General features: G+C 63.7%; 21 protein-coding genes. 10 read left to right on the top strand and 11 right to left on the bottom strand.

The window, feature by feature from the left end; translation table 11 throughout:
- Positions 1-86: 86 nt before the first annotated feature.
- The 4 genes from ftsZ (at position 87) to recN (ending at position 6,205) form a co-directional block, all read left to right on the top strand.
- A complete protein-coding gene (ftsZ, locus tag LMTR3_RS35675) occupies positions 87-1,871 on the top strand; it encodes a cell division protein FtsZ (protein WP_065749605.1) in 1,785 nt (594 codons plus the stop codon).
- 352 nt (positions 1,872-2,223) lie between these two features.
- Entirely contained in the window at positions 2,224-3,183 is a 960-nt protein-coding gene (lpxC, locus tag LMTR3_RS35670; RefSeq protein WP_065749604.1) for a UDP-3-O-acyl-N-acetylglucosamine deacetylase, read from the top strand.
- A gap of 263 nt (positions 3,184-3,446) precedes the next feature.
- The gene (locus tag LMTR3_RS35665) at positions 3,447-4,355 is read left to right on the top strand and encodes an outer membrane protein assembly factor BamD (protein ID WP_065749603.1); all 909 of its coding nucleotides are present in this window, start codon (positions 3,447-3,449) and stop codon (positions 4,353-4,355) included.
- A gap of 179 nt (positions 4,356-4,534) precedes the next feature.
- Positions 4,535-6,205 carry a DNA repair protein RecN gene (gene recN, locus LMTR3_RS35660; RefSeq protein WP_065749602.1) on the top strand — a complete coding sequence of 557 codons (1,671 nt, stop codon included), beginning with the start codon at positions 4,535-4,537 and terminating at the stop codon, positions 6,203-6,205.
- 87 nt (positions 6,206-6,292) lie between these two features.
- On the opposite strand, the gene LMTR3_RS35655 is transcribed toward recN, so the two are convergent.
- Positions 6,293-6,580 carry a GIY-YIG nuclease family protein gene (locus LMTR3_RS35655; protein WP_065749601.1) on the bottom strand — a complete coding sequence of 96 codons (288 nt, stop codon included), beginning with the start codon at positions 6,578-6,580 and terminating at the stop codon, positions 6,293-6,295.
- Positions 6,581-6,706: 126 nt separating this feature from the next.
- Here LMTR3_RS35655 and ligA point away from each other — a divergent pair, with 126 nt between their 5' ends.
- Complete coding sequence (gene ligA / locus LMTR3_RS35650; RefSeq protein ID WP_065749600.1) at positions 6,707-8,857, top strand: NAD-dependent DNA ligase LigA; 2,151 nt, start codon at positions 6,707-6,709, stop codon at positions 8,855-8,857.
- A 192-nt stretch (positions 8,858-9,049) separates the two neighbouring features.
- On the opposite strand, the gene LMTR3_RS35645 is transcribed toward ligA, so the two are convergent.
- From LMTR3_RS35645 to LMTR3_RS35635, 3 genes are all read right to left on the bottom strand, one after another.
- The gene (locus tag LMTR3_RS35645; protein ID WP_245320148.1) at positions 9,050-9,640 is read right to left on the bottom strand and encodes a WG repeat-containing protein; all 591 of its coding nucleotides are present in this window, start codon (positions 9,638-9,640) and stop codon (positions 9,050-9,052) included.
- Between the two features lie 197 nt (positions 9,641-9,837).
- Positions 9,838-11,115, bottom strand: coding sequence for a multidrug effflux MFS transporter (locus LMTR3_RS35640; RefSeq protein ID WP_065749599.1), 1,278 nt, complete (start codon positions 11,113-11,115; stop codon positions 9,838-9,840).
- 178 nt (positions 11,116-11,293) lie between these two features.
- Entirely contained in the window at positions 11,294-13,129 is a 1,836-nt protein-coding gene (locus LMTR3_RS35635) for an aminopeptidase P family protein (protein WP_065749598.1), read from the bottom strand.
- Between the two features lie 191 nt (positions 13,130-13,320).
- On the opposite strand from LMTR3_RS35635, the gene LMTR3_RS35630 reads away from it, so the two are divergent.
- Positions 13,321-13,509: a hypothetical protein gene (locus tag LMTR3_RS35630; RefSeq protein WP_065749597.1), complete on the top strand. Its 189-nt coding sequence runs from the start codon at positions 13,321-13,323 to the stop codon at positions 13,507-13,509.
- 4 nt (positions 13,510-13,513) lie between these two features.
- On the opposite strand, the gene LMTR3_RS35625 is transcribed toward LMTR3_RS35630, so the two are convergent.
- Both LMTR3_RS35625 and LMTR3_RS35620 read right to left on the bottom strand, forming a co-directional pair.
- A complete protein-coding gene (locus LMTR3_RS35625) occupies positions 13,514-14,404 on the bottom strand; it encodes a 50S ribosomal protein L11 methyltransferase (protein ID WP_065749596.1) in 891 nt (296 codons plus the stop codon).
- Between the two features lie 259 nt (positions 14,405-14,663).
- Positions 14,664-16,265: a phytoene desaturase family protein gene (locus LMTR3_RS35620; protein ID WP_065749595.1), complete on the bottom strand. Its 1,602-nt coding sequence runs from the start codon at positions 16,263-16,265 to the stop codon at positions 14,664-14,666.
- Positions 16,266-16,510: 245 nt separating this feature from the next.
- Between LMTR3_RS35620 and LMTR3_RS35615 the strand changes: the two genes are divergently transcribed.
- From LMTR3_RS35615 to LMTR3_RS35605, 3 genes are all read left to right on the top strand, one after another.
- The gene (locus tag LMTR3_RS35615) at positions 16,511-18,772 is read left to right on the top strand and encodes a fused MFS/spermidine synthase (protein WP_065749699.1); all 2,262 of its coding nucleotides are present in this window, start codon (positions 16,511-16,513) and stop codon (positions 18,770-18,772) included.
- 63 nt (positions 18,773-18,835) lie between these two features.
- Positions 18,836-19,261 (top strand): YeeE/YedE family protein, encoded by a 426-nt coding sequence (locus LMTR3_RS35610; RefSeq protein ID WP_065749594.1) that lies wholly within the window; start codon positions 18,836-18,838, stop codon positions 19,259-19,261.
- A 3-nt stretch (positions 19,262-19,264) separates the two neighbouring features.
- On the top strand, positions 19,265-19,723 hold the full coding sequence (locus LMTR3_RS35605) for a DUF6691 family protein (protein ID WP_065749593.1): 459 nt from the start codon (positions 19,265-19,267) through the stop codon (positions 19,721-19,723).
- A 31-nt stretch (positions 19,724-19,754) separates the two neighbouring features.
- Here LMTR3_RS35605 and LMTR3_RS35600 read toward each other — a convergent pair whose 3' ends face one another.
- The 4 genes from LMTR3_RS35600 to LMTR3_RS35585 all read right to left on the bottom strand — a co-directional run bounded on the left by LMTR3_RS35600 (position 19,755) and on the right by LMTR3_RS35585 (position 25,397).
- Positions 19,755-20,534 (bottom strand): L,D-transpeptidase family protein, encoded by a 780-nt coding sequence (locus tag LMTR3_RS35600; RefSeq protein ID WP_065749592.1) that lies wholly within the window; start codon positions 20,532-20,534, stop codon positions 19,755-19,757.
- Between the two features lie 308 nt (positions 20,535-20,842).
- Positions 20,843-21,604, bottom strand: coding sequence for an ABC transporter permease (locus LMTR3_RS35595; protein WP_065749591.1), 762 nt, complete (start codon positions 21,602-21,604; stop codon positions 20,843-20,845).
- Positions 21,601-22,533 carry an ABC transporter ATP-binding protein gene (locus tag LMTR3_RS35590; RefSeq protein ID WP_065749590.1) on the bottom strand — a complete coding sequence of 311 codons (933 nt, stop codon included), beginning with the start codon at positions 22,531-22,533 and terminating at the stop codon, positions 21,601-21,603. The genes LMTR3_RS35595 and LMTR3_RS35590 overlap by 4 nt, the downstream gene beginning before the upstream one ends.
- 296 nt (positions 22,534-22,829) lie before the next feature.
- Positions 22,830-25,397: an ATP-dependent helicase gene (locus tag LMTR3_RS35585; protein WP_065749589.1), complete on the bottom strand. Its 2,568-nt coding sequence runs from the start codon at positions 25,395-25,397 to the stop codon at positions 22,830-22,832.
- A 289-nt stretch (positions 25,398-25,686) separates the two neighbouring features.
- Between LMTR3_RS35585 and LMTR3_RS35580 the strand changes: the two genes are divergently transcribed.
- Positions 25,687-25,860 (top strand): DUF1328 domain-containing protein, encoded by a 174-nt coding sequence (locus LMTR3_RS35580; protein WP_065749588.1) that lies wholly within the window; start codon positions 25,687-25,689, stop codon positions 25,858-25,860.
- A 39-nt stretch (positions 25,861-25,899) separates the two neighbouring features.
- On the opposite strand, the gene LMTR3_RS35575 is transcribed toward LMTR3_RS35580, so the two are convergent.
- On the bottom strand, positions 25,900-26,739 hold the full coding sequence (locus LMTR3_RS35575; protein WP_065749587.1) for an alpha/beta fold hydrolase: 840 nt from the start codon (positions 26,737-26,739) through the stop codon (positions 25,900-25,902).
- Positions 26,740-26,784: the final 45 nt, after the last annotated feature.

Here is a 26,784-nt window from a genome sequence, read left to right as displayed (position 1 = left end):
ACCGGTCCTGTGACCAAACGATTTTCACCAAATCCCGCGGCCGCCGGCCGGGGCGAACCAACGCGCGCGTCGTAAGAGAGGCAACCATGGCACTCAATCTGACCCCCCCTGACATCAGCGAGCTGAAACCGCGGATCACCGTCTTCGGCGTCGGTGGAGCAGGCGGCAATGCCGTCAACAATATGATCACTGCCGGGTTGCAGGGGGTCGATTTCGTCGTCGCCAACACCGACGCGCAGGCGCTGACCATGTCGAAGGCCCAGCGCATCGTGCAGATGGGCACCCAGGTGACGCAGGGCCTCGGCGCGGGGTCCCAGCCTGATGTCGGCGCGCAGGCGGCGCAGGAAGTGATCGACGAGCTGCGCGACCATCTCTCGGGCGCCAACATGGTGTTCGTCACCGCCGGCATGGGCGGCGGCACCGGCACCGGCGCCGCTCCGGTGATTGCCAAGACCGCGCGCGACATGGGCATCCTCACCGTCGGCGTCGTCACCAAGCCGTTCCATTTCGAAGGCCAGCGCCGCATGCGCACCGCCGAGTCCGGCATCGCCGAGCTGCACAAGGTGGTCGATACGCTTTTGATCATCCCGAACCAGAACCTCTTCCGGGTCGCCAACGAAAAGACCACCTTCGCCGACGCCTTCGCGATGGCCGACCAGGTGCTCTATTCGGGCGTCGCCTGCATCACCGATCTCATGGTGAAGGAAGGCCTGATCAATCTCGACTTCGCCGACGTAAGGGCGGTGATGAGGGAAATGGGCAAGGCGATGATGGGCACTGGCGAGGCGACCGGCGAGAAGCGCGCGCTGACTGCGGCCGAAGCCGCGATCGCCAACCCGCTGATCGATGACAGCTCGATGAAGGGGGCGCGCGGCCTGTTGATCTCGATCACTGGTGGCAAGGATCTCACGCTGTTCGAAGTCGACGAAGCCGCGACGCGGATTCGCGAGGAGGTCGACCAGGACGCCAACATCATCGTCGGCGCCACGTTCGACGAATCGCTCGACGGCATCATCCGCGTCTCCGTGGTCGCGACCGGCATCGACCAGTCGCAGATTGCGCGCAACGCCGGCACTCCCGCCACCACCGCGAGCGCCACCGCCACTCCCATCACCGCTACGCCGGACAACCGGCTGGCCGAACTGACCGCTCGCCTGCGCGCCGACAATGCGCGCCTGGCCGAACGCGCCCAGAAGCTCGAGCCGGCGGCTGCGGCGCAGGCGGTTGCTCCGGCACCTGCCGCCGCGCCGGCGCAGCGCGGCAACGTCGAACGAGCAGCGCTCGCCGCGATCGCCGCGGCGGTTGAGACGCCGCAACAGGCCCCGATCCAGCCAGCCTCCTATGGCGACGTCACGGTTCGCCCGATCGCGCAAAAGCCGACGCTGTTCCCGGATCACAAGGAGGCCGCCCGCGTCGAGCCGGAGGCGCCGGCGCCCGAAACCTTCATCCCGCAGGCGGCAGAACGTGCGCCGGCCCGCACGCCGCGGATGCCGAAGTTCGAAGACCTCCCGATGCCCGCCCAGGCCGAGATCCGGCACGCCCGCGGCGAGCCTGAGGAGGAGCATCCGCAGAAGACGCGGCTGTCGCTGTTGCAGCGGCTCGCCAATGTCGGCCTCGGCCGCCGCGACGAAGAGACCGAGCCGCCGATCGCGGCACGTGCCTCCGGCCCGTCGATGGCGCCGCTGCCCGAACGCAAGCCGCAGCGCACCGTCGCCCAGCAAATGGCGAATCACGAGCCGGTATCGGAGTATGCAAAGCGCCCGGCGCCGCAAGGTCTGGACGCCCATGGCCGCCCGGCACCTGTTGCGCCGGCGCCACAGGGAGACGACCATCTTGATATCCCGGCCTTCCTCCGACGCCAGGCCAACTGAGCTTTTGTTACAATCGAGGTGATCCAAGGGGCCCCGGCTGGAACAGTCGGGGCCCTTCTCTTTGGCCTGGTGCCGAGGTTCAGCGGGTAGGCCAACCAACTGATTTTAAATGATTAATTGTTCATTTCGTGATCCGATACCGAAGCTCGAACAGCGTTTGGCCGTGTCGGAGTTTGGTTAACCCTTGGCGCGAATGCGGCAGAGATAGGGTAACAATCCGTAAAGAAGCGTGAGTTGTGCGCCTTAGGGCAATGACTATGGTCTGCCGTGACTTTGGGGATGCCTAGAACGCGAATCGGCGCTAGCGCGCGGTTCCCGTCTTTAGGTTAAGTCGGGTAGTGGGCAGTTATCGATGAAATTCAGCCGCCAAACCACGCTTCGGTCGCAAGCCACCGTAACGGGCGTTGGCGTTCATTCCGGATTACCTGTCAGCCTGACGCTTGGACCTGCTCCTGTGGATGCGGGTTTTATTTTTGTCCGTACTGGCCTGGACGAGGCCGACCGCGAGGTTCCCGCAGTAGCCGCCTCCGTAACCGCCACCGACCTTGCTACCGTTCTTGGCGACCGCGAGGGGCCGCTGGTCTCCACCGCTGAACATGTCCTTGCTGCCCTGCGCGGCATGGGTGTGGACAACGCCATCATCGAAGTCGACGGCCCCGAAGTTCCGATCATGGACGGCAGCGCGGCGGCTTTCGTTGCCGCTATCGACCAGGCCGGCGTCGTCACCCAGTCGGCCTCGCGCCGCTTCATTCAGGTGCTGAAGCCGGTGCAGGTCGCGATCGGCGACAGTTTTGGCGAGTTGCGCCCTCATGGCAACGGGTTCCGCGTCGAGGTCGAGATCGACTTCGACAACGCCATGATCGGCTGCCAGAAATATTGCATCGATCTCAGCCCCGAAAGCTTCCGCCGCGAGATTTCCCGCGCCCGGACTTTTGGCTTCATGAACAACGTCGCACGGCTCTGGAGCGCCGGCTATGCGCGTGGCGCCTCGTTTGAGAATACGGTGGTGTTCGACGAAACCCGCCTGCTCAACACAGAAGGACTGCGCTTCAGCGACGAGTGCGCCCGCCACAAGGCGCTGGATGCGGTCGGTGATTTGACCCTGGCTGGTCTGCCGCTGCTCGGCGCCTACCGTTCGGTACGTGGCGGCCACAAGCTGAACCACGCCGTGCTGACCGCCCTGTTGGCCGATCGCAGCGCTTGGCGGGTGGTCGAGGCCGAGCCGGCACGTCGTCCCCGCGCCAATGTCGAGGCCGGCGCGGGCATGGTGGGCGGCATGATCGCCCCGGCCTATGGTCCCGACGTTTCCTGACTTTGGTTGCGGAATCTGTTGATTTTGGCTTTCCGAAACGCTGGACTTTTCGGGCCGTACACGCGCGTTTTCCGTAGTAACCACAATTGGTAAGGACGCCGTTCCGCCGCCTTAATCCGGGCGAATTGGCTGCGTATTCGATTGGTCGAGGACCATTTTTCGGCTACAGAGGCCTCCGGTTGCACCACAAGCGCCATGACCGCGGTTCATGGACGGGCGGGCTCAGTCATCAACCGCATCAAAGGCGTCAGGTCACAAATTCCATGTCGGCACAGCGTATGACGCTCGAATCAGGCAAATCACTCGGGCGCTCCAGCCTCGCTCGCGCCACACGCCCGCTGCGGCTGGCTGCGGGCTTGATCGTGCTCGCCATTCCCTTGAGCGGCTGCGGTACGGGCGCGCTCTGGGACAAGTTCACGCAAAAGGACGACACCTTCAACGAGGAGCCCGCGGACAAGCTCTACAATGAGGGCTTGTACCTGATGAACCAGCGCAAGGATCTGAAGGCGGCATCGAAGAAATTCGAGGAGGTCGATCGCCAGCATCCTTATTCCGACTGGGCGCGCAAATCGCTCCTGATGTCGGCCTACTCCTTTTACAATGCCGGCGATTACGATAGCTGCATCGGCGCCGCGACCCGCTACGTTACGCTGCATCCCGGCAGCTCGGATGCGGCCTACGCGCAATATCTGATCGCGGCCTCGCATTACGACCAGATCCCGGACATCTCTCGTGACCAGGGCCGCACGGAAAAGGCGATCGCGGCTCTGGAAGAGGTGATTCGCAAATATCCGACCTCGGAATACGCCAACTCCGCCAAGGCCAAGCTCGAAGGCGCGCGCGACCAGCTCGCCGGCAAGGAAATGGACGTCGGCCGCTATTACATGGAGCGGCGCGACTACACCGCCGCCATCAACCGCTTCAAGACCGTGGTCACCCGTTACCAGACCACGCGGCATGTCGAGGAAGCGCTGGCGCGGCTCACCGAGGCCTATATGGCGATCGGCATCGTCGGCGAGGCGCAGACGGCGGCAGCCGTACTTGGGCACAATTTTCCGGACAGCCGCTGGTACAAGGACGCCTACAATCTTGTAAAGTCGGGCGGTCTCGAGCCGAGCGAGAACAAGGGTTCCTATATTTCCAGGGCCTTCAAGAAGTTGGGTCTCGGGTAGTGGAGCGGATTTGACATTCGCTCGATACTTGCCGCGACTTCCTGAAGCGAATGTCAAATCCATAAGGCTCCACTACCAGCTTGATATTTGCTAGTGGTTCTTATGATTCTAACATTCGCAAAAGTGGCTCCCGAGCGGGGAGCGAATGTTAGAACCGGACCACTAGGAATTGTCTTCGCATGCTGGCGCGTCTGTCGATCCGTGACATCGTCCTGATCGAACGGCTCGATATCGAATTCTCCCGTGGCCTCGCGGTGCTGACCGGCGAAACCGGCGCGGGCAAGTCCATCCTGCTCGATGCCTTCGCGCTGGCGCTCGGCGGCCGCGGTGATGCCGGCCTCGTCCGCCACGGTGCGGAGCAGGGCCAGGTGACGGCCACCTTCGACGTTCCCAAGGGCCATCCCGCGACAAATATCCTTTCCGAGAACGGCCTCGACGACACCGGCGAAATGATTCTTCGCCGGGTCCAGCTCGCCGACGGCCGAACCCGCGCCTTCATCAACGACCAGTCGATCAGCGTGCAGACCCTGAAGGCGGTCGGCGCGGCGCTGGTCGAAATTCACGGTCAGCACGACGAGCGTGCGCTGGTCGACGCCTCGACGCACCGGCAGTTGCTCGATGCCTTTGCCGGGCTGGAAAAAGACGTCGCTGTGCTGGAGACGTTGTGGGAGGCGCGGCGCACCGCCAACCAGGCACTCGACGAGCATCGCGCCAGCATGGAACGCGCCGCGCGCGAGGCGGATTATTTGCGCCACGCCGCCGACGAGCTCAAGGCGTTGAAGCCGAAGGACGGCGAGGAGACCGCGCTCGCCGAACGCCGCACCACCATGATGCAGGGCGAGAAGATCGCCAGCGATCTGCGCGAGGCGCAGGAGGCGGTCGGCGGCCACAACTCGCCGGTGCCGGCGCTGGCGGCGGCCGTGCGCCGCCTCGAGCGCCGCGCCGCCAATTCGCCGGCGCTGGTCGAGCCGGCAGTAAAGGCGATCGACATCGCGATCAACGCGCTGGAAGAGGCCGATCAGCATCTCAGCGCCGCGCTGGTTGCGGCCGATTTCGATCCGGCCGAGCTGGAGCGGATCGAGGAGCGGCTGTTTGCGCTGCGCGCCGCCTCGCGCAAATATTCCACGCCGGTCGATGGGCTGGCGGCACTCGCCGCCAAATTCGTCTCAGACGTCGCACTGATCGACGCTGGCGCGGATCGGTTGAAGAAGCTGGAAGCGGCGGCTGCCGAGGCCGACCAGCGCTACGGCGCGGCGGCGGCGAAGCTGTCGGCAGCCCGCAGCAAATCCGCCGAAAAACTCAACAAGGCAGTGAACGCCGAACTCGCGCCGCTGAAACTCGATCGCGCGAAATTCATGACGCAGGTCGACACCGATGCGAAGTCACCTGGGCCGCAGGGCATCGACCGCGTCGAGTTCTGGGTCCAGACCAATCCGGGGACAAAGCCGGGACCATTGATGAAGGTCGCTTCCGGCGGCGAGCTGTCGCGGTTCCTGCTGGCGCTCAAGGTGGTGCTGTCCGATCGCGGCTCGGCGCCCACGCTGGTGTTCGACGAAATCGATACCGGCGTCGGCGGCGCGGTGGCGGATGCGATCGGCGCGCGGCTTTCGCGGCTCGCCGGCCAGGTCCAGGTGATGGCGGTGACGCACGCGCCGCAGGTCGCGGCAAGGGCGAACCAGCATCTTTTGATTTCCAAGGACGCGCTCGACAAGGGCAAGCGCGTCGCCACCCGCGTCAACGCGCTCGCCGCCGACCACCGCCGCGAGGAAATCGCCCGCATGCTGGCGGGGGCGGAGATCACCGCCGAGGCGAGGGCGGCGGCGGAACGGCTGTTGCGGGCGGCCTCCTAGCCGTCATTCCGGGGCGATGCGAAGCATCGAACCCGGAATCTCGAGATTCCGGGTCTGGTCCAAACGGACCATCCCGGAATGACGAACTCAGTTGCAGATCGACTCGTACAAGTCATCCCATTGCGGATTGTCCTTCTCGATCAACTCGACTTTCCAACTCCGCTTCCACTTCTTCAGTTCTTTCTCACGGGAAATCGCCGAGATCGGGTCGTCGTAGATTTCGAACCAAACCAGCCGTGTGATATTGTACTTCGATGTGAAGCCGGGCACGGCCATCGTTCGATGCTCGTAGATCCGGCGCACAATGTCTCTGGTTACGCCGATGTAGATTGCTCCGTCCCTTCTGCTTGCAATGATATAGACGTAGTAGCTCATGGTTATCGCTCACTACCTGTTAACAACCAGTCATTCCGGGGCGATGCGCAGCATCGAACCCGGAATCTCGAGATTCCGGGTTCGCGCTTCGCGCGCCCCGGAATGACGGGGGACTTAGCTTCCAGCATGACAGCAAAATCCAAAACAAAAACCCCCACCGACGTCGCCAAACTCACCAAGGCGCAGGCCAAGGTGGAGCACATGCGGCTGGCGCTGGAGCTCGAGGGGCACGACAAGCGCTATTATCAGGAAGATGCGCCCAGCATCAGCGACGCCGAATACGACGCGTTGCGGCAGCGCTTCAACGCCATCGAAAAACGCTTTCCTGAATTCGTCAGCGCGGAATCGCCATCGCAAAAGATCGGCGCAACGCCATCGGGCCGCTTCAGGAAAGTCCGCCATGCGGTGCCGATGCTGTCGCTGGACAACGCCTTCGCCGAGCAGGACGTGCTCGACTTCGTCGGCCGCATCGAGCGCTTCCTCAAGCTCAGCGACGACAAGATCGACTTTTCCGCCGAGCCGAAGATCGACGGGCTCTCGATGTCGCTGCGCTATGAGGGGGGCGAACTCGTTACCGCCGCCACCCGCGGCGACGGCACGGAAGGCGAGGATGTCACCGCAAATATCCGCACGCTCGAGGACGTGCCCGAGAGGCTGAAAGGCCGCAACGTTCCTGATGTCTGCGAGGTGCGCGGCGAGGTCTACATGACCAAGAAGGCGTTCCTGGCGCTGAACGAGCGGCAGAAGGCCGCGGGCGACACCATCTTTGCAAACCCGCGTAATTCGGCAGCAGGCTCGCTGCGTCAGAAGGACCCGAGCATTACGGCCTCGCGCCCACTCGGCTTCTTCGCCTATTCCTGGGGCCAGATGAGCGCGATGCCCGAAAAGACTCAAACCGGCATGATCCACTGGTTCGAGCGCTGCGGCTTCAAGACCAATCCGCTGACAAAACTTTGTCACTCCGTCGAGCACTTGATCGCGTTCCATCACGAGATCGAGGAGCAGCGCGGCGAGCTCGACTACGACATCGACGGCGTCGTCTACAAGGTCGACCGTATCGATTGGCAGGAACGGCTCGGCTTCGTCTCGCGCACGCCGCGCTGGGCCGTTGCGCACAAATTCCCGGCCGAGCGGGCCATGACGGTGCTGCGCGACATCGAGATCCAGGTCGGGCGCACCGGCTCGTTCACGCCGGTCGGCAAGCTGGAGCCGGTCGGTGTCGGCGGCGTCATCGTGCAGAACGTCACGCTGCACAATGAGGACTACATCAAGGGCATCGGCAACAAGGGCGAAGTGCTGCGCGAGGGCCGCGACATCAGGCTCGGCGACACCGTCGTGATCCAGCGTGCCGGCGACGTGATCCCGCAGGTGGTCGATGTCGTGATCGACAAGCGGCCGAAAGGCGCCAAGGAATTTCACTTCCCGAAGAAGTGCCCGTGCCCGCTGCATACCGATGTAGTGCGCGAGGAGACGGCAACCGGCGAGGAAGGTTCGCGCGCCCGCTGTACCGGCGAGTTCGCCTGTCCGTTCCAGAAGGTCGAGCATCTGAAACAGTTCGTGTCGCGCCGGGCGTTCGATATCGATGGGCTCGGCGAGAAGCAGCTCCAGTATTTCTTCGACCGCGAATGGGTGCGCGAGCCCGCCGATATCTTCACGCTGCCGAAACGCAACGCCAAGCTGAAGCTCGAAGAGATCGAGGGCTACGGCGAAACTTCGGTGCGCAACCTGTTCGCCGCGATCGAGAACCGTCGCCGCATTTCGTTGGAGCGCTTCATCTACGCCCTCGGCATGCGCCATGTCGGCGAGACTACCGCGCTGGCGCTGGCGCGCGGCTACGGTTCCTGGGATGCATTCCACGATGCCTGCCTCAACGTCGCCAAGGGCGACGAGGACACCATCGCCGAGATGGATGCGCTCGATCAGATCGGCGACACCGTGATCAAGAGCGTCGCCGCCTATTTCGGCGAAAGCCATAACCGCGGCATCGTCGAGCGGCTGGTCAAGGAGCTCAGCGAGATCATTGACGCGGAAAAGCCGAAGAGCAATTCGGCCGTCGCCGGCAAGACCGTGGTGTTCACCGGTTCGCTGGAAAAGATGACGCGGGACGAAGCCAAGGCAACCGCCGAACGGCTGGGCGCCAAGGCCGCCGGTTCGGTGTCGAAGAAAACGGACTACGTCGTTGCCGGGCCGGGCGCGGGATCAAAACTCGCGGAGGCCAAGAAGCACGGGGTGCCGGTGCTGACGGAAGACGAGTGGCTGAAGCTGATCGGGGAGTGAGGTGGCGCGCCACACTCCGTTGTCGTCCTCCGCGAAGGCGGGGGACCCAGTATTCCAGAGACATTGGTTATGGATGGAGAAGCCGCGGCGTACTGGATCGCCCGCTTTCGCGTGCGATGACACCGGAGTGTGCAGCGCTGACGTCGCACATTACTCCGCCTGCTCGATCAATTCTTCGCAGACGTCCAGCCCTCAGTCGAATTCGAGGCGCTTACCTTTCTCCCACGGCCGGAAAGGTGACACAACGCGTCCCTTGCGGTCAATGCGCCCCCACTGTCCGCCCTCGTACCAGCTATGCTCACCGTCGCCGGCAATCGTGCAGGCCGTGCAGACAACAGCAAAGCCATCCTCGAATGGATAGGCTCCGTCATACTGAGCCGGGATCACGAGATTGAGTTTGCGGTCGATGTAGCCAACCTTGCCGCCCACCCGCGATCGCGCGAGACCATCCTTGAAATAGTCCGGGCCGTTGTCCATTAACTCAACAGGCACCGGGGCGACGCCGCGCCGAACGTAGAACCACTGGCCTTTTCGTGTGTCAGTCCCATCCATCAACAAGACGGAAGCCAGCCCATCACGGTCATATCGAAGTCGAGCCAGATAGGACCGCTTCAGCCGCGGCCGCCCGTCGGGGCCGGTAGCCGCACATTGCTTGAAGGTACGCTCGGGCTCCCAGCAATCGAAGACCACTGGTGGAACGGGGACCCGATCAATCGCCATGATTGGCTTGGATGAAAGTGCAAGCAGGGCGCCCAGCGCAATAATCTTGATAAAATCAGGCATGATGTGCGCTCGTCGTAGCCAGACTGTATCCAGCCGTCATTGCGATCATGCCAATCCATTGCGGCACAAGAAAGTAGGACGTGGTTCGCGGAGCCTTTCATCGCGCGCAAATGCGCTAGCCTCGTAGCCCGGATGAGCGAAGCGATATCCGGGATTCATGCGGGCACCGTTCCCGGATGTCGCTCCGCTCATCCGGGCTACAACATCCCCGATTCTTCCTCCTCCGCCTTCTTCACCAGCTCCTCGCTCACCACGACGTTTCGCCGCGGCACGATGAAGAACATCACCGAGATGCAGGCAATCGACAGTGCGAAGATCGCTGCCGTCAGCGGCAGCGTGGTCGTGGAGTGGCCGCCGAGATAGGCGCCGAATTGCGAGACCAGCGCGCCGATGCCCTGCTGCAGAAAGCCCATCGCGCCGGAGGCGGTGCCGGCGGCCTCGGGACGCGCGCTGATGGCGCCGGCCGCGGCGTTGTTCATGACGAAGGCGTTCGCGACCATCACGATCATCTGGGTGCCGAACAGCCAGAGCGGCGCCTGGTTGATCCCGGCAATGCTCAAGACGAGGTTCAAGAGGGCGCCGCCGAATTGCACCGCGAGCCCGAACCAGATCAGCTTCTCCAGCGAATGGCGCGGCGCGAAACGGACACAGAACACATTGCCGATCAGATAGGCAAATCCCGTCGTCGCGAACCACGCGCCATATTCGGCCGTGGTTCGGCCCATCTGCGTCACCACGATGTAAGGTCCGCCGCCGGCAAACATGAAAATAATCTGGGAAGCCAGCACCTGGCATAGCACATAGCCGATGAAGGCGCGGTTGCGGATCAGCTTGCCGACGTCGCCGCGGAAGCTGCTGCTCTCGCTGCGTTCGCCGCGCGTCTCGGGCAGCGCCAGCGCGATCAGGACCGCGACGCCGAGCGAAACAGCCGTGATGAAATAGAAAATGGCGCGCCAGCCGAACGCTGTCTCCAGGAGACCGCCGACCAGCGCGCTGAGCATCTGCGCCATCATCATGACGGCGATCACGAGGCTGATCATGGAGCTGATGCGGTCGCGGCTGTAGAGGTCGCGGATGATGGCGCGGCTCACCACCATGCCGGTCGCGCCGCCCAGTGCCTGCAGGAAGCGTGCGGCAATCAGTTGCGGCAGCGTCTGCGCCAGCGAACAGCCGACGCTCGCCGCCACCATGAGCGCAAGGCCGGCGAGCAGCACCGGCCGGCGTCCGAACTTGTCCGACAGCGGCCCCATGATGAGCTGCGAGCAGGCGATGCCGACCATGTACAGCGACACCGTCATCTGCGCGACGGAGATGTCGCCACCGAACGTCGTCGCCAGCACGGGCAGCGCCGGCACCAGCATGTAGAGCGAGATCGGCGCGACGCCGGTCATCGCCACCAGCATCAGCAGCATGATCTTGGAGGTCGCGACGGCGTTCGCCGCCGCGTCGGGTGGCTTGCCCACGACGCCGTGCATTCAGTTCAGATCCTGTTTATTTGAACCGGACTGTAGCGCGGTGGCTGGCGGCGAATACGGTTGTTTCGGTATGCGGCCATGCCGACGTCGCATCCGTCATTCCGGGGCGATGCGAAGCATCGAACCCGGAATCTCGAGATGCCGGGTTCGCGTCTTCGACGCGCCCCGGAATGACGGATCAAAGCGGCAGCAGTGCCGCCGTCGCTTCGTCCAGCCACAGCTTCGTGGCGTTGTCGTCGAGGTGCGGACGCACCGCGCGGTTGACGCGCTCGTGGTAGTCGTTGAGCCACTTCAGCTCGGTTGCGCTCAGCATGTTCACATCGATCAGGCGGCGGTCGATCGGCGCCAGCGTCAGCGTCTCGAACGCGTTCACCGGCTTCTCGGCGCCGGGTACATCGGCGCCGATGACGAGTTCGAGGTTCTCGATCCGGATGCCGTAGGCGTCGGTCTTGTAGTAGCCAGGCTCGTTGGAGAGGATCATGCCGCGTTTCAAGGGCGTGATGCCGAGTTTCGAGATGCGCGCCGGGCCTTCGTGCACCGAGAGATAGCTGCCGACGCCGTGGCCAGTGCCGTGCTCGAAATCGAGGCCGGCCTGCCACAAAAATTGCCGCGCAAAAGAGTCGATCTGCGCGCCGGTGGTGCCGTCCGGAAACACCGCGCGTGCAATCGCGATATGCCCACGCAGCACGCGGGTGAAACGATCGCGCATTTCGTCGGTGGGATTGCCGATTGCGATGGTGCGGGTGACGTCGGTGGTGCCGTCTTCATATTGCGCGCCGGAATCGATCAGCAGCAGATCGCCGGGCGAAATTCGCCGGTTGCTCTTGCGGGTGACGCGGTAATGCACGATGGCGCCGTTCGGCCCGGTGCCGGCGATGGTCGGAAACGAAACATCCTTCAGCGCGCAGGTCTGGCGGCGGAACGTTTCCAGGGCCTCGACGGTATCGATCTCCGTCAATGCGCCCGACGGCGCCTCGCGGTCGATCCAGGCGAGGAAGCGCGCCAGCGCCACCGCGTCGCGCTGGTGCGCGGTCCGCGTGCCCTCGATCTCGGTGATATTCTTCACCGCCTTCAACAGGCTCACCGGATCGTTGCCGCGCACCGGTTTTCCGCCGGCGCCTGCGATCAGCCGGCTCAGCGCGTCTGCGGCGGTGGCGGCATCGAGCGCGATCGCGGCGCCGCTGCGGGCAAGCTCGGTCAGAGCAGGCACCAGCGCGTCGGGCTCGCGAACACCGGCGGATTGTTCGAGATGGTCGCGCGTCAGGTTGGATAGCTTGCGGTGATCGATGAACACGGTGGGGCGGCCGTCCTTCGGCACCAGCGCATAGGACAAGGGCAGCGGCGTGTGCGAGACGTCGGCGCCGCGGATGTTGAAGGTCCAGGCCACCGCGTGGCTGTCCGACAGCACCAGCGCGTCTACGCCGAGCTTGTTGATCTCCAGCCGGATGCGCTTGAGTTTTTCGGCTTCGATCTCGCCGGAAAACTGCACGCCGTGAGTGGCGACGCGCCCGAGCGGCGGGGCCGGGCGCTCGGTCCAGATCGAATCCAGCGGGTTGGCTTCGACCGCAATCAGTTCCGCGCCCGCCTTGGTGCAGGCGGCGGCCAGACGCTCGGCAGCCGCCGAAGTGTGCAGCCACGGGTCGAAACCGAGGCGGTCGCCGGCCGCAAGGTGCTTGGTCAGCCAGTGCTCCGGCGGCGGATCGGCCAGCGGCTCGATGTGCCAGGCCTTGCGGTCGACCTGCTTGGCGGCCTGCAGCGTATAACGGCCATCGACGAAAACCGCGGCATCGCGCGTCAGAACGATCGCCATGCCTGCCGAACCAGTGAAGCCGCTCAGCCAGGCCAGCCGTTCTTCGGAGGCCGGGACATATTCGTTCTGTTGCTGATCGGCGCGCGGAACCACGAATCCCGTCAACTTCCGCCGCGCCAGCTCCTCGCGGAAGCGGGCCAGCCGCGCGGTCAGCGCTACGCCGCCTTCGGGTTCTTCGAATGTCTGGAAATGGGCTTCGAACATCGCCTGGTCACTTTAGGGTCGGGTGGAGCGGTCCGCAATGCGGGCAGTCTCCGCCACAATTTGGCATAATCTGTGCTTCAATATGTCCGTCCGCGCTAGTCGGACGGAGCGGGTTGCGGTGTAGCCGCTCAGCTCAAAGATACCGGGAGAAGCTCCAGGAGTGTTTCAACTCAACGAAGAGGGGATGCACCATGCCTGCTTTCACGTTTGAGAAAATTTCACCGCCGGAACGTCGCGGCCCCGTGGCGCCCGTCGCCAACAAGAAGCAGCGTGGCGTCATCGTCCAGATCCTCGACCGGTTCGCGGAAGCGCGCGTCAAACGGTCGTTGAAAGAGGAGAAGGGCGCGATCACCCACAAGGGGCCCAGATCAGCCGATTAGAATTTCAGTTTACCTTGCGCAGCAGGAGGCTGCTCCAGCCTTCGATGCGCAGATGCCGCACGGGAACCAGCCCACGGGCGCGATAGGCGGCGATGACGGCGGGCGCCTGATGCGTCAGGAGGCCTGAGAGAATGACCAGCGCCGATGGCGCCAGGTGCCGTGCCATCGGCCCTGCCAATTGCCGCAGCGGATTGGCCAGAATATTCGCCAGCACCAGATCGAACGGCGCGGCTTGGGCAAATTGCGGCGCCGAGAAGCCGGTGGCGCGGACCGCCCGCACCAGATGTCCCGATACGTTCAGCCGCGCATTGTCGCGGGCGACCTGCACCGAGGATGGATCGATATCGCTGGCCAGTATCTTTTCGTGCAGCGCCTTCGCCGCCGCAATCGCCAGCACGCCGGTGCCGGTGCCGAGATCAAGCACGCGGCGCGGGCGCCAGGCTTTCAGGACATGATCGAGCAGCAGCAGGCAGCCGCGCGTGGTGCCGTGATGTCCGGTGCCGAAGGCCAGCGCCGCCTCGATCTCGATGCCGAGCTTGTTGGGCGAGACCCTGTCGCGGTCATGCTGGCCGTGGACCACAAAGCGCCCGGCCGGGACGGGAACGAGGTCTTCGAGGCTGGCCTTGACCCAGTCCTTGGCCTCGACCGTATCGAAGGCGATGCCGGCTGCGATTTCCGCGCCGGCCGCATTGGCCACGAGTTCGCGGACCAGCGGCTGATCGGGCGGCTTGCCAAAATGCACCGTGACGTCCCATCGGCCATCCGGCCGTTCGAACGCAGCGATTGCGGCCTCGCCTTCAAAAAAAACTTCGGTCAGGGCGTCGACGACGCCCTTGGCTGTGTGCTCGTCGCCGACAGCAAAATGAACGCGATGTGTGGAGGCGAGGGAAGTCATTGAAGAACCTGGCGAAAGCGGGGAAGGATACGATCGGGAATGGGCGTTTCGTTCAAGTTTGAGCAAGTTTCATGTCGGGCTACTCGGAAAAGTCGCATGTTTCCACCGCGTATCCACAGCCGGGCGGGGAAGTTTCCAACCCGTTATCGACGGAAGCATACCGATGTCTTCCACAGCCGTTGCCGCCGGTTATCAACAAGTAATCCACAGGCTTCTCCCGCCGTTACCCACCGGCTTTACCCTCATTGTCCACTGCGTTCTATCCGAACAGGGCGCGGTGATCGCCCAGGATTACCTTCGCGGCGTTGTGGCCGGGGGCGCCGGTGACGCCGCCGCCGGGATGCGCGCCCGAGCCGCAATGGTAGAGGCCCTTCAGCGGCCCGCGATAATCGGCATGGCCCAGCATCGGCCGCGCCGAGAACAATTGATTGAGCGTCAGCGCCCCATGAAAGATGTCGCCGCCCAGCAGGCCGAACTGCCGCTCGAGATCGAGCGGCGACAGCACCTGACGGCCGATCACGCTTGTCGCAAAGCCCGGCGCGAACTTGTCCACCGTCGCGATCATGAGGTCGGCGACCTCCTCGCGGTGATCGTCCCATGACTTTCCATCCGGCAATTCCGGCGCGACGTGCTGGCAGAACAGGCTCGCGACATGCCGGCCCTCGGGAGCGAGGGAATCGTCGAGCGTCGAGGGGATCAGTATTTCCACCACCGGCTCGCGGCTCCAGCCATGCTCTCGCGCGTCCTGCCAGGCGCGATCCATGTAACCGAGGCTGGGTGCGATAATGATGCCGGCGGTGAGGTGATCGCCGGCGCCGGGCAGGGCGGTGAAGGAAGGTAGCGCGTTCAGCGCGACATTCATCCGGAACGTGCCGGATGCGTTGCGCCAGCGCGCGATGCGTTGGAGGAATTCCGGCGCCAGCGCGCCCGACGGCACGAGCCGCGTATACAGCAATTTCGGATTGACGCCGGAGACGACGTATTTGGCGCGGATGGTCTCGCCATTGTCGAGGATGACGCCTGCGGCGCGCCCGCCCTCGACGATCACCTCGCGCACGCCGGCGTCCGTTTCGATCTCGGCGCCGTAGCCGCGGGCTGCGCGCGCCATGGCTTGCGTGATCGCGCCCATGCCGCCGATGGCGTGGCCCCATACGCCCTTCTTGCCGTTCACCTCGCCGAACGCATGGTGCAGCATCACATAGGCGGAGCCGGCGGCGTAGGGACTGGCGTAGTTGCCGACGATGGCGTCGAAGCCGAACAGCGCCTTCACCAGGTCGCTCTCGAAGCGCTCGTCCAGCATTTCGCCGGCCGAGCGCGTGAACAGGTCGAGCAGGCTGCGCTGCTGTTCGAGCGAGAGCTTGCGCAGGATGCCGGCCGTGCCGACTGCGTTGAAGGCCTCGCGGATCGCGCCGATCCCAAAACCCTCGACGAGGTTCGGTGGCGCGCGCAGCACGAATTGCCGCAGCACGTCTGCGATGGCTTCCAGTTCGCGCGAGAAGGCCTCAATCGTGACGGCATCGCGCTCGCTGAGTTTTGCCACCGATTGCCGGGTGCGGCCCTCGCCGGTCAGGAGATTACTGCCGTCGGGGGCGGGCAGAAAATTCTGCGCGCGGCGCTCGACGATGCGCAGGCCGTGTTCGGCGAGCTTCAGGTCGGCGATGATCTGCGGATTGAGCAGGCTGACGGTATAGGCGGCCACCGAATTGCGGAAACCGGGATGGAATTCCTCGGTCACTGCGGCGCCGCCGACCGTCTTGCGGCGCTCGACCACTTTCACGCGCAGGCCGGCCATCGCGAGATAGGCCGCGCAGGTGAGGCCATTATGCCCCGCACCGATGATGACGATTTCGGCTTCGTTCATGTCCGCTTCAAGAAGGTTTGATTAATTTGGACTCGTCATTCCGGGATTGTCCGAAGGACAAGACCCGGAATCTCGAGGTTCCACAATGTGCAATTGCACATTTGGGTTCGATGCTTTGCATCGGCCCGGAACGACATCTTATCCCGCATTGCCCGTCATGTTGCCATATGCTCCTATCTGCGCTTCCGGCACAACCTGCCGGAATGCTCGCCGCCGGCTCCCGCCGGGTTCAAGCCGGAGCTTTCATGATTTCTGAGCCGTCTGCCTCGCGAAACCGGCTGGTGCTGGCCGTCTATACCGCTGCGATCTTCGTCAGTGCGTTGTTGCTGTTTTCGGTGCAACCCCTGTTCACCAAGATGGTGCTGCCGCGGCTCGGCGGCTCGCCGGCGGTTTGGTCGGTGGCGATGGTGTTCTTCCAGTCGCTGCTGCTCGGCGGCTATGCCTATGCGCATTTTTTGATGCAGGCGCGCAATCGCACGATTCCCGTGGCGGTTCATCTCGCGCTGCTCGCAGTTGCGATGCTGACGATGCCGCTGTCGATCGCGAGCGGGTGGGGCGATCCGCCGAATTCAGGCTATGCGCTCTGGCTGCTCGGCTTGTTTGCGGTGTCGATCGGCCTGCCGTTCTTCGCGCTCGCGGCCAACAACCCGCTGCTGCAGGCCTGGTTCGTCCGCACCGGCCACCCCAACGGCCCCGATCCGTACTTCCTCTACGCTTCCTCGAATGTCGGCAGTTTCCTGGCGCTGTTGTCCTATCCGGTGCTGCTTGAGCCGATGTTCACCCTGCGCATGCAGAACCTGATCTGGACCGGCGGCTATGCCCTCTTGATCGTGCTGATCGCGACCTGCGGCGTGTTGTTGCTGCGCTCGCCAGTGAGGGCGGCGGAACTGAACTTGGCGCCCGACGATAGCGACGTGCCGGCGCCATCATGGATTTTGCGCGCCCGCTGGATATTTCTCGCGGCCGTGCCGTCGGGGCTGCTGATCGCAGTGACAGCCCATATTTCCACCGACGTCGCCGCAGCGCCGCTATTGTGGGTGCTGCCGTTGTCGCTCTATCTCCTGACCTGGGTGCTCGTCTTCCAGTCGCGCCCGCTGTTGCCGCACAAATGGATGTTGCTGGCGCAGCCGCTGGCGATCGCCGGCATCGTGGTGTTGCTCGCGTTCGGCGGCGAACAGAATCTGCTGCTGACGCTCGGCGGGCACCAGTTCTGCTTTTTCGTGATTGCGATGGCTTGTCACGGCGAACTGGCGCGCACGCGCCCGGCGGCGAAATATCTCACCGGCTTCTATGTCGCGCTGTCGTTCGGCGGCATGGTCGGCGGCCTCTTTGCCGGCCTGATCGCGCCGTTCACCTTCTCATGGGTCGCGGAGTACCCGATCCTGCTGGCGCTCGCGGCACTGTGCCGGCCGACTGGCGGCGAACGTTTGCCGCGCTGGAGCGCATGGTACTGGCCGTTCCTTGCGGTACTGGCAGTGGCGTTGATCGCGCCGGCCTGGTCGACCGGCAAAACGTTCAACTGGTTTGAAGATCATCGCGTCTGGGTGATCGGCGCAGTCGGAGTGCTGGCGGCGCTGCTGGCGCTGGCGCTCAACGCCAACCGCTGGAAGATCTTTGCGACCGTCGTGGTGGCGCTGGTATTGCTGCGCGCCTATCCTTCCGACGACGGCCGGGTCGAGACGGTGCGCAGCTTCTTCGGTGTCCACAAGATCGTGGTGACGCCGAACGGCCAGTATCACGTGCTGATGCACGGCACCACCATCCACGGCGCCGAGAAATTCAAGAACGATGACGGCACGCCCGTCACCGGCCAGCCGGAGCCGATCACCTACTACTACAGGGATGGCGGCATCGGCCAGGCGATCACGGCGATCCGGGAACGCAAGGGCGCGCCGCTGCGCGTGGCCGTGATCGGGCTCGGCTCCGGCACGCTGGCCTGCGCCTCGGAGCCCGGCGAGGACTGGAAATTCTTCGAGATCGACCAGACGATGGTCGATACCGCGCGCGACCCGAAATATTTTACCTATATCCAGGTCTGCGAGCCGAACATGCAGCCCGTGATCGGCGATGCGCGGCTCACCTTCGCGCGCGAGCCCGACGGCGTGTATGACCTGATCATCGTCGACGCCTATTCGTCGGATGCGATTCCGGTTCACCTCGCGACCGAAGAGGCGATGGAAATCTACAAGTCCAAGCTGGCACCGCAGGGGGCGGTCGTGATGCACGTCTCCAACCGGCATCTGGAGCTGTCGAGCGTGGTCGTCGGCATCGCCGATGCCAACGACTTGAAGAGCTGGGTCTACAGCGAGGATTCCGGGCGCGACAGCGAATACATCTTCTCGACCTCGGTCGTGGTCTCGGCGAGGGAGGAGACCGACGTCGGCAAGCTGGCATCGTCGGAGCAATGGGCGCTGACGGAAGCCAGGGACAACCAGCGGGTCTGGACCGACGATTATTCCAACGTGCTGGGCGCGGTATGGCGGCGCCTCAGAAAAGGCGAGGAATAGGCGAGTTGCAGCCGGGCAGGGTGGGTCTATGATCATGGTCTGCCCTGGACCGATGGAGCGACGATGGCCAATTTCACCCCCGTATCGGCCGCGATCGGCGGCGTTCTGATCGGGCTTTCCGCCGTCCTGCTGATGTTGTCGACCGGCCGGATCGCCGGGATCAGCGGTGTCTTCAGTGGCCTGTTGAATTTGCGCGGCGAGGACAAGGGCTGGCGTATCGCTTTCATCGGCGGGCTCATTCTGGCGCCTATCCTCGCTGGCCTGATCGGTTACGGAATGGCGCAACCCAAGCTGCCGTCGAGCTGGGCCGTCATTGTCGTGGCGGGCCTGCTGGTCGGCTTCGGCACCCGGCTCGGTGGCGGCTGCACCTCCGGTCACGGTATCTGCGGCATAGGGCGGCTGTCGCTGCGCTCGATCGTCGCCACGATCGTCTTCATGGTGACGGCGGTCATCACCGTCGCGATCACCCATCATGCGTTGGGAGGCTGAGCCATGTGGATCATCGCTCCCTTGTTGTGCGGCCTGATCTTCGGCGCGGGCCTGTTGATTTCGGGCATGGTGCAGCCGACCAAGGTCCTCGGCTTCCTCGATATCTTCGGCGCGTGGGATCCGAGTCTCGCTGTGGTGATGGCTGCGGCGCTGGCTGTGTCGATACCCGGCTTCATGCTGGCTGACCGCAGCGCGCGGCCGTGGTTTGCTGGGCAATATTTTCGGCCGGGCAAATCGGGAATCGATCTGCCGCTGGTTGCAGGCGCCGGGCTGTTTGGAATCGGCTGGGGCCTCGTCGGGTTATGCCCGGGGCCGGCGCTGGAAAGCCTGGCGACGTTGTCGCCCGAAATCATCGTCTTCGTCGCTGCGATGGCGGCAGGGATGATTGCTCACGACGCTTGGCAACAGTCACGGCTGACGGCGCAACGCGACCGGCAGCTTGCAAGCGCGACGGACGGCTGAGAACGCCCTGCGACCGCGATGAACTCGCTGGCTAGTACAGTCCGCGCTGCTGATAATATTGCTGCCGCGGCTGATAGTAGTAGCCCTGTGGCGCCGGCGCATAGCCGCGGTTATCGTAATATTGCGGCTGTTGCTGCTGATAGGCCTGGGTGTCGTAGACGCGGCGGCCGGGCGCGGGATACCGCGCTTCGTTGGACGATCCGTCGGCCGGATAGATATAGCCGTCGTCGGCCCGCGCCTGCGGCGCTAGGCGCTGTTGTTGCGGCGTGATCACCACGGGATCGCCGGCGGCGGAATCATATTGCTGCTCATACTGCGGCTGCGGTGCGCGGCGTGCGACCGCCGTATTGCCGCGCGGCCGCGGATTGCGCGCCAGCGCCACCTGCGATGAACCAGTCAGCGTCACGGTGGTGTTGAGCACGCCTTGCTCCTTGACCAGTGCGTAGAGTTTCGCGGCGTTCTCGCGCGACAGCCGCACACAGCCGTGCGAGGCCGGGCTGCCGAGGCGATTGACGGAATCCGTGCCGTGGATGGCGTGGCCGATCTTCGTGAAGAAGATCGAGTGCGGCATCGGCGCCTCGTCGAATTCCTTGGAATAGTGATCCTCTTCCATGCGGAAGGCGCGGAAGCTACCGTTCGGCGTCTCGTAGGAGGGCAGGCCAGACGATACCGGCCAGCGGTAACGCTCGACGCCGTCGATGGCGACGGTCATCTGCTGGTTATCCTTATCGACGGTGATGGCGACTTTGGCTTGAACTGTGCCGGTGGCAAACAGCGTCAGGGCGGTGACGGCAATGAGAAAGGAACGCATTTTACCTTTGGCCTCCAGGCCCTGTACTAAAACGCCGGCTCTCCGTCCCTCCGGACATCAATATGCCCGGAAACCGGCACTGGTTCCAGTGGCCTGCATCCGCAATCGTTAACGCCTCCCGCGGCGCAAACAAGGCTCACGACGGCGCAATCGGCGGCAAAGTGCTGACATTTTCGCGAGCGGTGTTCTCGTCGGATGTGAGTTGGGAGCGTTATCGATTGGCCCGTCATTCCGGGATGGTCCGTTAGGACCAGACCCGGAATCTCGAGATTCCGGGTTCGCTGCGCGCCCCGGAATGACGCCGTGCGTCAATTCTTCAGCCGGTACCCGGTCCTGAAGATCCACCACACCAGCACCATGCAGATGGCGAGGAAGCCGAGCGTCATGCCGAGGCTCAAGGCCACGCTGACGTCGGCGATCTCGTAAAAGCTCCAGCGGAAACCCGAGATCAGGTAGACGACCGGATTGAGCAGCGTGATGGTGCGCCAGCCCGACGGCAGCATGTTCACCGAGTAGAAGCTGCCGCCGAGGAAGGTCAGCGGCGTCACGATCAGCATCGGGATCATCTGCAGTTTTTCGAATCCGTCGGCCCAGATGCCGATGATGAAGCCGAACAGGCTGAATGTCACCGCCGTCAGCACCAGGAAGGCGAGCATCCACAGGGGATGCTGGATGTGCAGCGGCACGAACAGCGCGGCGGTCGCCATGATGATCAGGCCGAGGATGATGGATTTGGTCGCGGCCGCGCCGACATAGCCGATCACGATTTCGATATAGGAAACCGGCGCCGACAATATCTCGTAGATGGTGCCGACGAATTTCGGAAAATAAATTCCGAACGAGGCGTTGGCGATGCTCTGGGTCAGCACCGACAGCATGACGAGGCCCGGCACGATGAAAGTGCCGTAGCTGACGCCCTCGACCTCGGTGATGCGCGAGCCGATCGCGGCGCCGAACACCACGAAATAAAGCGAGGTGGAAACCACCGGCGAGACGATGCTCTGCAGCAGCGTGCGCCAGGTGCGCGCCATTTCGAACAGATAGATGGCGCGGATCGCACGGTAATTCATGGCGCCCTCACCAGGCTGACGAAGATGTCTTCGAGGGAAGACTGGGTGGTGTCGAGATCCGAGATGTGGATGCCGGCATTGCGGAGATCGCCCAAGAGGCTGGTAATTCCAGTGCGCTCGCCCTTGGTGTCGTAATCATAGATTATCGCGCGGCCGTCGTCCGACAGTTCGAGGTTATAGGCGGCAAGCGAGGCAGGGAGCGCGTCGACCTTGCCCTGCAAATAGAGCTTCAAATGCTTCTTGCCGAGCTTCTGCATCAGCCCGGCCTTGTCCTCGACCAGGATGATCTCGCCCTTGTTGATGACGCCGATGCGGTCGGCCATCTCCTCGGCTTCCTGGATGTAATGCGTGGTCAGGATGATGGTGACCCCGGAGGCCTGCAAGCCGCGCACCACGTCCCACATGCCCTTGCGCAATTCGACGTCGACGCCCGCGGTTGGCTCGTCCAGGAACAGGATCTGCGGCTCGTGCGACAGCGCTTTTGCGATCATCACGCGGCGCTTCATGCCGCCGGAGAGCGTGATGATCTTGGAATCCTTCTTGTCCCACAGCGACAGGTCCTTCAGCACCTTTTCGATATGCGCAGGGTTCTTCGGCTTGCCGAACAGGCCGCGGCTGAAGCTGACGGTCGCCCATACGGTTTCAAACGAGTCCGTGTGCAGTTCCTGCGGCACCAGGCCGATCAGCGACCGCGCCGCGCGATAGTCGCTATTGATGTCATGCCCGCCAACTGTGACACGCCCCTCGCTCAAGTTGGCGATGCCGCAGATGATGCTGATCAGCGTGGTCTTGCCCGCGCCGTTCGGCCCGAGCAGCGCGAAGATTTCGCCGCGCTTGATATCGAGATTGATGCCCTTCAGCGCCTTGAAGCCGGAGCCGTAGGTTTTTGAAAGGTTGGAGACGGATATGATGGGAGGTGGCGCGAGCATGGCATTCTGAAACGAGGTGTGGCGAACGGCGCAGCGGCACTTCAGCCGAGGGTCGACGCAGGAGGGGGGAACCGGGAGATAGGAATGAACCACTAGTTCCGCAATAGCGGAAACTATTTTGCGCTAAGGAGGCCTTCGCAGCGTATTTGTTCTCGGCCGGCCTCGAAACGTCGAAGGTCTCCGAACCGCATATTCTTATGACGCGGGCAATAGCCATTAGCCTTATGCGGTTTGAATAACAGGCAGCCGGCGCGGGCGGACTTCGGTCGTTTGCGCTTGTGGTTCACAAGGTAATTTTACACCCGCTCGACAAAACTATCGACCACCTTCTTCTCGCCGGCCTTCTCGAACGCGATCGTCAGCTTGTTGCCGTCGATCTTCACCACGTTGCCGTAGCCGAACTTCTGGTGAAACACGCGGTCGTTGAGCGAGAACTCCGAAACCGTGCCGGTGGATTTCGCGACCAACTCGCCCTCGATCACGATCGGGCCGCGCTTGTTGCGGGAGAAGCCGCCGTAAAACGACGATTGGCTTTCCTCAAACCCGCCGCGGGCCTGACCGCTGCGGCCGCCCTGGCTGCGGTTGCGATTGGCCTGCGCGCGTTGCCAGCCCGGTGTCGTATAGCTGGAGCCGAAGGATTCGACGTTGTCGAAACGCGAGGGGCCGTAGCCGCCGGCGCCGCCCCAGCCGGAGCCGCCTTTCGACTCCGTGATCTCGACATTGGCCGACGGCAGTTCGTCGAGGAAGCGCGACGGGATCGTGGTCGACCAGGTGCCGTGGATGCGGCGGTTGGTGGCGAAATAGAGTTTGGCGCGGCGACGGGCGCGCGTCAGGCCGACATGGGCGAGGCGCCGCTCTTCCTCGAGGCCGGCACGGCCTTGTTCGTCGAGCGTGCGCTGGCTCGGAAACAGGCCTTCCTCCCAGCCGGGCAGGAACACGTTGTCGAATTCGAGCCCCTTGGCCGAATGCAGCGTCATCAGCGACACCGCTTCATCACTGGCGTCGCCATCGCGGTCCATCACCAGCGAGATGTGTTCGAGGAATCCTTGCAGGTTCTCGAACTCTTCCATCGAGCGTACCAGTTCTTTCAAGTTGTCCAGCCGACCGGCGGCGTCGGCCGAGCGGTCCTTCTGCCACATCTCGGTATAGCCGCTCTCGTCGAGCACGATTTCGGCGAGCTCGGTGTGCGCGGTCACCTCGCGCTGGGCGCGCCAGCGGTCGAACTGCAGGATGAGGTCGCGCAGCGCTCCGCGCGCCTTCGGCTTCAATTCGTCGGTTTCGACCACGGCGCGCGCGGCTTCGAACAGCGGCATGCGCCGCTTGCGGGCGTGGTCGTGCAGCAACTGCACGGTGGCGTCGCCAAGCCCGCGCTTCGGGACATTGACGATGCGCTCGAAGGCGAGGTCGTCGGCCGGCGAATTGATCACGCGCAGATAGGCCAGCGCATCGCGGATTTCGGCGCGCTCGTAGAATCGCGGACCGCCGATCACGCGATAGGGCAGGCCGAGCGTCACAAAACGATCTTCGAACTCGCGCATCTGGAACGAGGCCCGCACCAGGATCGCGACCTCGTTGAGGTTTTCGCCTGCGCGCTGCAACTCCTCGATCTCCTCGCCGATGGCGCGGGCTTCCTCTTCCGAATCCCAGGAGCCGGTGACGGTGACCTTCTCGCCGTCGACATCCTCGGTGCGCAGCGTCTTGCCGAGCCGCCCTTCGTTGTGCGCGATCAGATGCGAAGCGGCGGCGAGGATGTGGCCGGTGGAGCGGTAATTGCGTTCAAGGCGGATGACTTTTGCGCCGGGAAAATCGTGCTCGAAGCGCAGGATGTTGTCGACCTCCGCGCCGCGCCAGCCATAGATCGACTGGTCGTCGTCGCCGACGCAGCAGATGTTTTTGGGGGCGGGAGCCGCAGACTCCGTCATTCCGGGATGCGCTGAAAGCGCAGACCCGGAATCTCGAGATTCCGGGTTCGCATCTTCGATGCGCCCCGGAATGACGGGAGAATCAATGCTCCCCGGAATGATCGCCGACAGCGGCACGCCCGGCCGCGACGGCGCCTGTGACAGCAGCCGCAGCCATAGATACTGCGCGACGTTGGTGTCCTGATACTCGTCGACCAGAATGAACTTGAAGCGGTTCTGGTATTGCCTGAGCACATCAGGGTTTTCGCGAAACAGCCGGATGTTCTCGAGAAGCAGATCGCCGAAATCGGCGGCGTTGAGGATTTTCAGCCGCTCCTGATAGCTGGCGTAGAGCTTGCCGCCCTTGCCATTGCCGAACATCGCGGCTTCGCCTGACGGCACCTGGCTTGGCGCCAGCCCGCGGTTCTTCCAACCGTCGATCAGTCCGGCCAGCATGCGCGCCGGCCAGCGCTTGTCGTCGATGTTCTCGGCCTGCAGGAGCTGCTTGAGCAGGCGGACCTGATCGTCGACGTCGAGCACGGTGAAATTGGATTTGAGCTGTACCAGCTCGGCGTGGATGCGCAGGATGCGCCCGCCGATCGAGTGGAAGGTGCCAAGCCACGGCATGCCTTCGACGGCCTGGCCGAGCATCTGGCCGAGGCGGAGCTTCATCTCGCGGGCGGCCTTGTTGGTGAAAGTCACCGAGAGGATTTCATGCGGCCGCGCGCGGCCCTGGCTCAGGATATGGGCGATGCGCGTGGTCAGCACGCGGGTCTTGCCGGTGCCGGCGCCCGCCAGCACCAGAACCGGCCCATCCAGCGTCTCGACCGCCTCGCGCTGCTCCGGATTGAGCCCGTTGAGATATTGCGGGCCGGCGGCGGCCCGCGCACGCGCGGCGATGCCGCCAGCCGCAGGCTGGTGCTCGGGGACGCCGTGATGGGGCAGTTTGCTCGGCTCGGTCATTTCTCGAATCGTCTTGGCCCCACGATGGCACCGTGAGGCGGTAAAGGGGAGCCTTCATAGCAGGGATCAAGGGCCATATAGGGCCTGTCCGGCCGTTTTGACAGGTTTTATGCGGTCGCGGTTGCCGGCCTGATTTCGCGGCCTTGCGGCGATTTTGTTCCGCCGAAATGGTCAAATTTCGCGATTCCGCCGGCCGGAACCAACATTACCGACCCGGATTGGTCCTGCAGTCGATGCGTGACGCTCAGCCGCCGCCATCGAGACAGCAACAGCCAATCGAGGTCATATCATGCTGAGCTGGGTACTTACATTTCTGATCATCGCGTTGATCGCGGGCGTTTTGGGCTTCGGCGGTATAGCCGGCGCCTCCGTCGAAATCGCGAAGGCGATCTTCTTCATTGCCGTGATCCTGTTTCTGGTCTCGGCGGTGGTCGGACTGGTGCGCGGACGAAGCAACGTCTAGCAGGCCGACACAATTTCGAGCTATCGCGCCGCGCGCAAATTAGCGCGCGGCGGCCGGCGCAAGGGTGGATGGACCAAGACTGGACTGCCCGACGTGACGGGCAACCAGTTCCGCGAATTGCTTCGGATGGGTCGCAATCATGAAGTGAGCCGCTCCGGCGACCGTCGCGCGGACGGTACCTGGGATGCAACGGCCCAGCACATCGTTCGCCCGACTTACGGCCGGATGACTGTCTTTTCCCCAAATGACAAGCGTGGGCACCGCAACGGTCGCAAGCAACGCGGGCGTGAGGCGGAAACCATAAGCTGACTCCCAGTCCAGCAAATTCGCCGGTGTCGTTTCGACTGCGTAGTCGCGCACGCGCTGAGGCCATGCAGCGAACGTGCCTGCGCCACCATAGAAATCGATCATCCGTGCGATCGCGTCGGTTTCGCCGCGCTTGAAGGCATCGGAATAAGTGCCGGACATCTTTCGGAAAGCTTCATAGTGGGTCATCTCTCCGGCTTCCCGCAGGATTTCCATGGCGGGAGCTTCGGCAATGGTCAGGCTGAGCAGGGGAACGCGCCGCCGCAGAGCGACCGCAAGCGCGGCTAATCCGCCAAAGGAATGACCAACGAGATGCACTGGGCCGCCTGCGCGGTGGATCACTGCCTCGATGATTTCACTCTCATGCGCGATGTCTGCGTTGCCTGAAGTGCGACGCTCGGCCGTGCCGCCATAGCCCAACAGGCTGGTTGTCACGCAACGGAACCGGTTCGGCCAATGCGCCATGACTGGCCGCCAGGCGGCGCCGGTGCTGCACGATCCCGGCACGAGCACCACCGTCGGGCCCGTTCCGGTCTCGTGATAATCGATGGAGCCGCGGGTTTCAAAAACCATCTCGGACAAACTCCTTGTGAACGCGACGAACGGGCGGCGGCCTGA

The organism is Bradyrhizobium sp. LMTR 3 (genome assembly GCF_001693485.1).
Taxonomy (GTDB): Bacteria; Pseudomonadota; Alphaproteobacteria; order Rhizobiales; family Xanthobacteraceae; genus Bradyrhizobium.
Note: the sequence above shows the minus strand (reverse complement) of the source record. Positions and strands in the feature narration are given on the sequence as shown.

Excerpts from the sequence above, each read along its gene's own strand:
- LMTR3_RS35605 (WP_065749593.1), top strand. The coding sequence starts at position 19,265 with ATGTGGATCATCGCTCCCTTGTTGTGCGGCCTGATCTTCGGCGCGGGC.
- LMTR3_RS35595 (WP_065749591.1), bottom strand. The coding sequence starts at position 21,604 with ATGAATTACCGTGCGATCCGCGCCATCTATCTGTTCGAAATGGCGCGC.
- LMTR3_RS35610 (WP_065749594.1), top strand. The coding sequence starts at position 18,836 with ATGGCCAATTTCACCCCCGTATCGGCCGCGATCGGCGGCGTTCTGATC.
- LMTR3_RS35630 (WP_065749597.1), top strand. The coding sequence starts at position 13,321 with ATGCCTGCTTTCACGTTTGAGAAAATTTCACCGCCGGAACGTCGCGGC.
- LMTR3_RS35580 (WP_065749588.1), top strand. The coding sequence starts at position 25,687 with ATGCTGAGCTGGGTACTTACATTTCTGATCATCGCGTTGATCGCGGGC.
- LMTR3_RS35620 (WP_065749595.1), bottom strand. The coding sequence starts at position 16,265 with ATGAACGAAGCCGAAATCGTCATCATCGGTGCGGGGCATAATGGCCTC.
- ligA (WP_065749600.1), top strand. The coding sequence starts at position 6,707 with ATGACAGCAAAATCCAAAACAAAAACCCCCACCGACGTCGCCAAACTC.
- LMTR3_RS35625 (WP_065749596.1), bottom strand. The coding sequence starts at position 14,404 with ATGACTTCCCTCGCCTCCACACATCGCGTTCATTTTGCTGTCGGCGAC.
- LMTR3_RS35655 (WP_065749601.1), bottom strand. The coding sequence starts at position 6,580 with ATGAGCTACTACGTCTATATCATTGCAAGCAGAAGGGACGGAGCAATC.
- LMTR3_RS35585 (WP_065749589.1), bottom strand. The coding sequence starts at position 25,397 with ATGACCGAGCCGAGCAAACTGCCCCATCACGGCGTCCCCGAGCACCAG.
- LMTR3_RS35600 (WP_065749592.1), bottom strand. The coding sequence starts at position 20,534 with ATGCGTTCCTTTCTCATTGCCGTCACCGCCCTGACGCTGTTTGCCACC.
- LMTR3_RS35575 (WP_065749587.1), bottom strand. The coding sequence starts at position 26,739 with ATGGTTTTTGAAACCCGCGGCTCCATCGATTATCACGAGACCGGAACG.
- LMTR3_RS35590 (WP_065749590.1), bottom strand. The coding sequence starts at position 22,533 with ATGCTCGCGCCACCTCCCATCATATCCGTCTCCAACCTTTCAAAAACC.
- LMTR3_RS35640 (WP_065749599.1), bottom strand. The coding sequence starts at position 11,115 with ATGCACGGCGTCGTGGGCAAGCCACCCGACGCGGCGGCGAACGCCGTC.
- LMTR3_RS35615 (WP_065749699.1), top strand. The coding sequence starts at position 16,511 with ATGATTTCTGAGCCGTCTGCCTCGCGAAACCGGCTGGTGCTGGCCGTC.
- LMTR3_RS35635 (WP_065749598.1), bottom strand. The coding sequence starts at position 13,129 with ATGTTCGAAGCCCATTTCCAGACATTCGAAGAACCCGAAGGCGGCGTA.
- ftsZ (WP_065749605.1), top strand. The coding sequence starts at position 87 with ATGGCACTCAATCTGACCCCCCCTGACATCAGCGAGCTGAAACCGCGG.
- LMTR3_RS35645 (WP_245320148.1), bottom strand. The coding sequence starts at position 9,640 with ATGCCTGATTTTATCAAGATTATTGCGCTGGGCGCCCTGCTTGCACTT.
- recN (WP_065749602.1), top strand. The coding sequence starts at position 4,535 with ATGCTGGCGCGTCTGTCGATCCGTGACATCGTCCTGATCGAACGGCTC.
- LMTR3_RS35665 (WP_065749603.1), top strand. The coding sequence starts at position 3,447 with ATGTCGGCACAGCGTATGACGCTCGAATCAGGCAAATCACTCGGGCGC.
- lpxC (WP_065749604.1), top strand. The coding sequence starts at position 2,224 with ATGAAATTCAGCCGCCAAACCACGCTTCGGTCGCAAGCCACCGTAACG.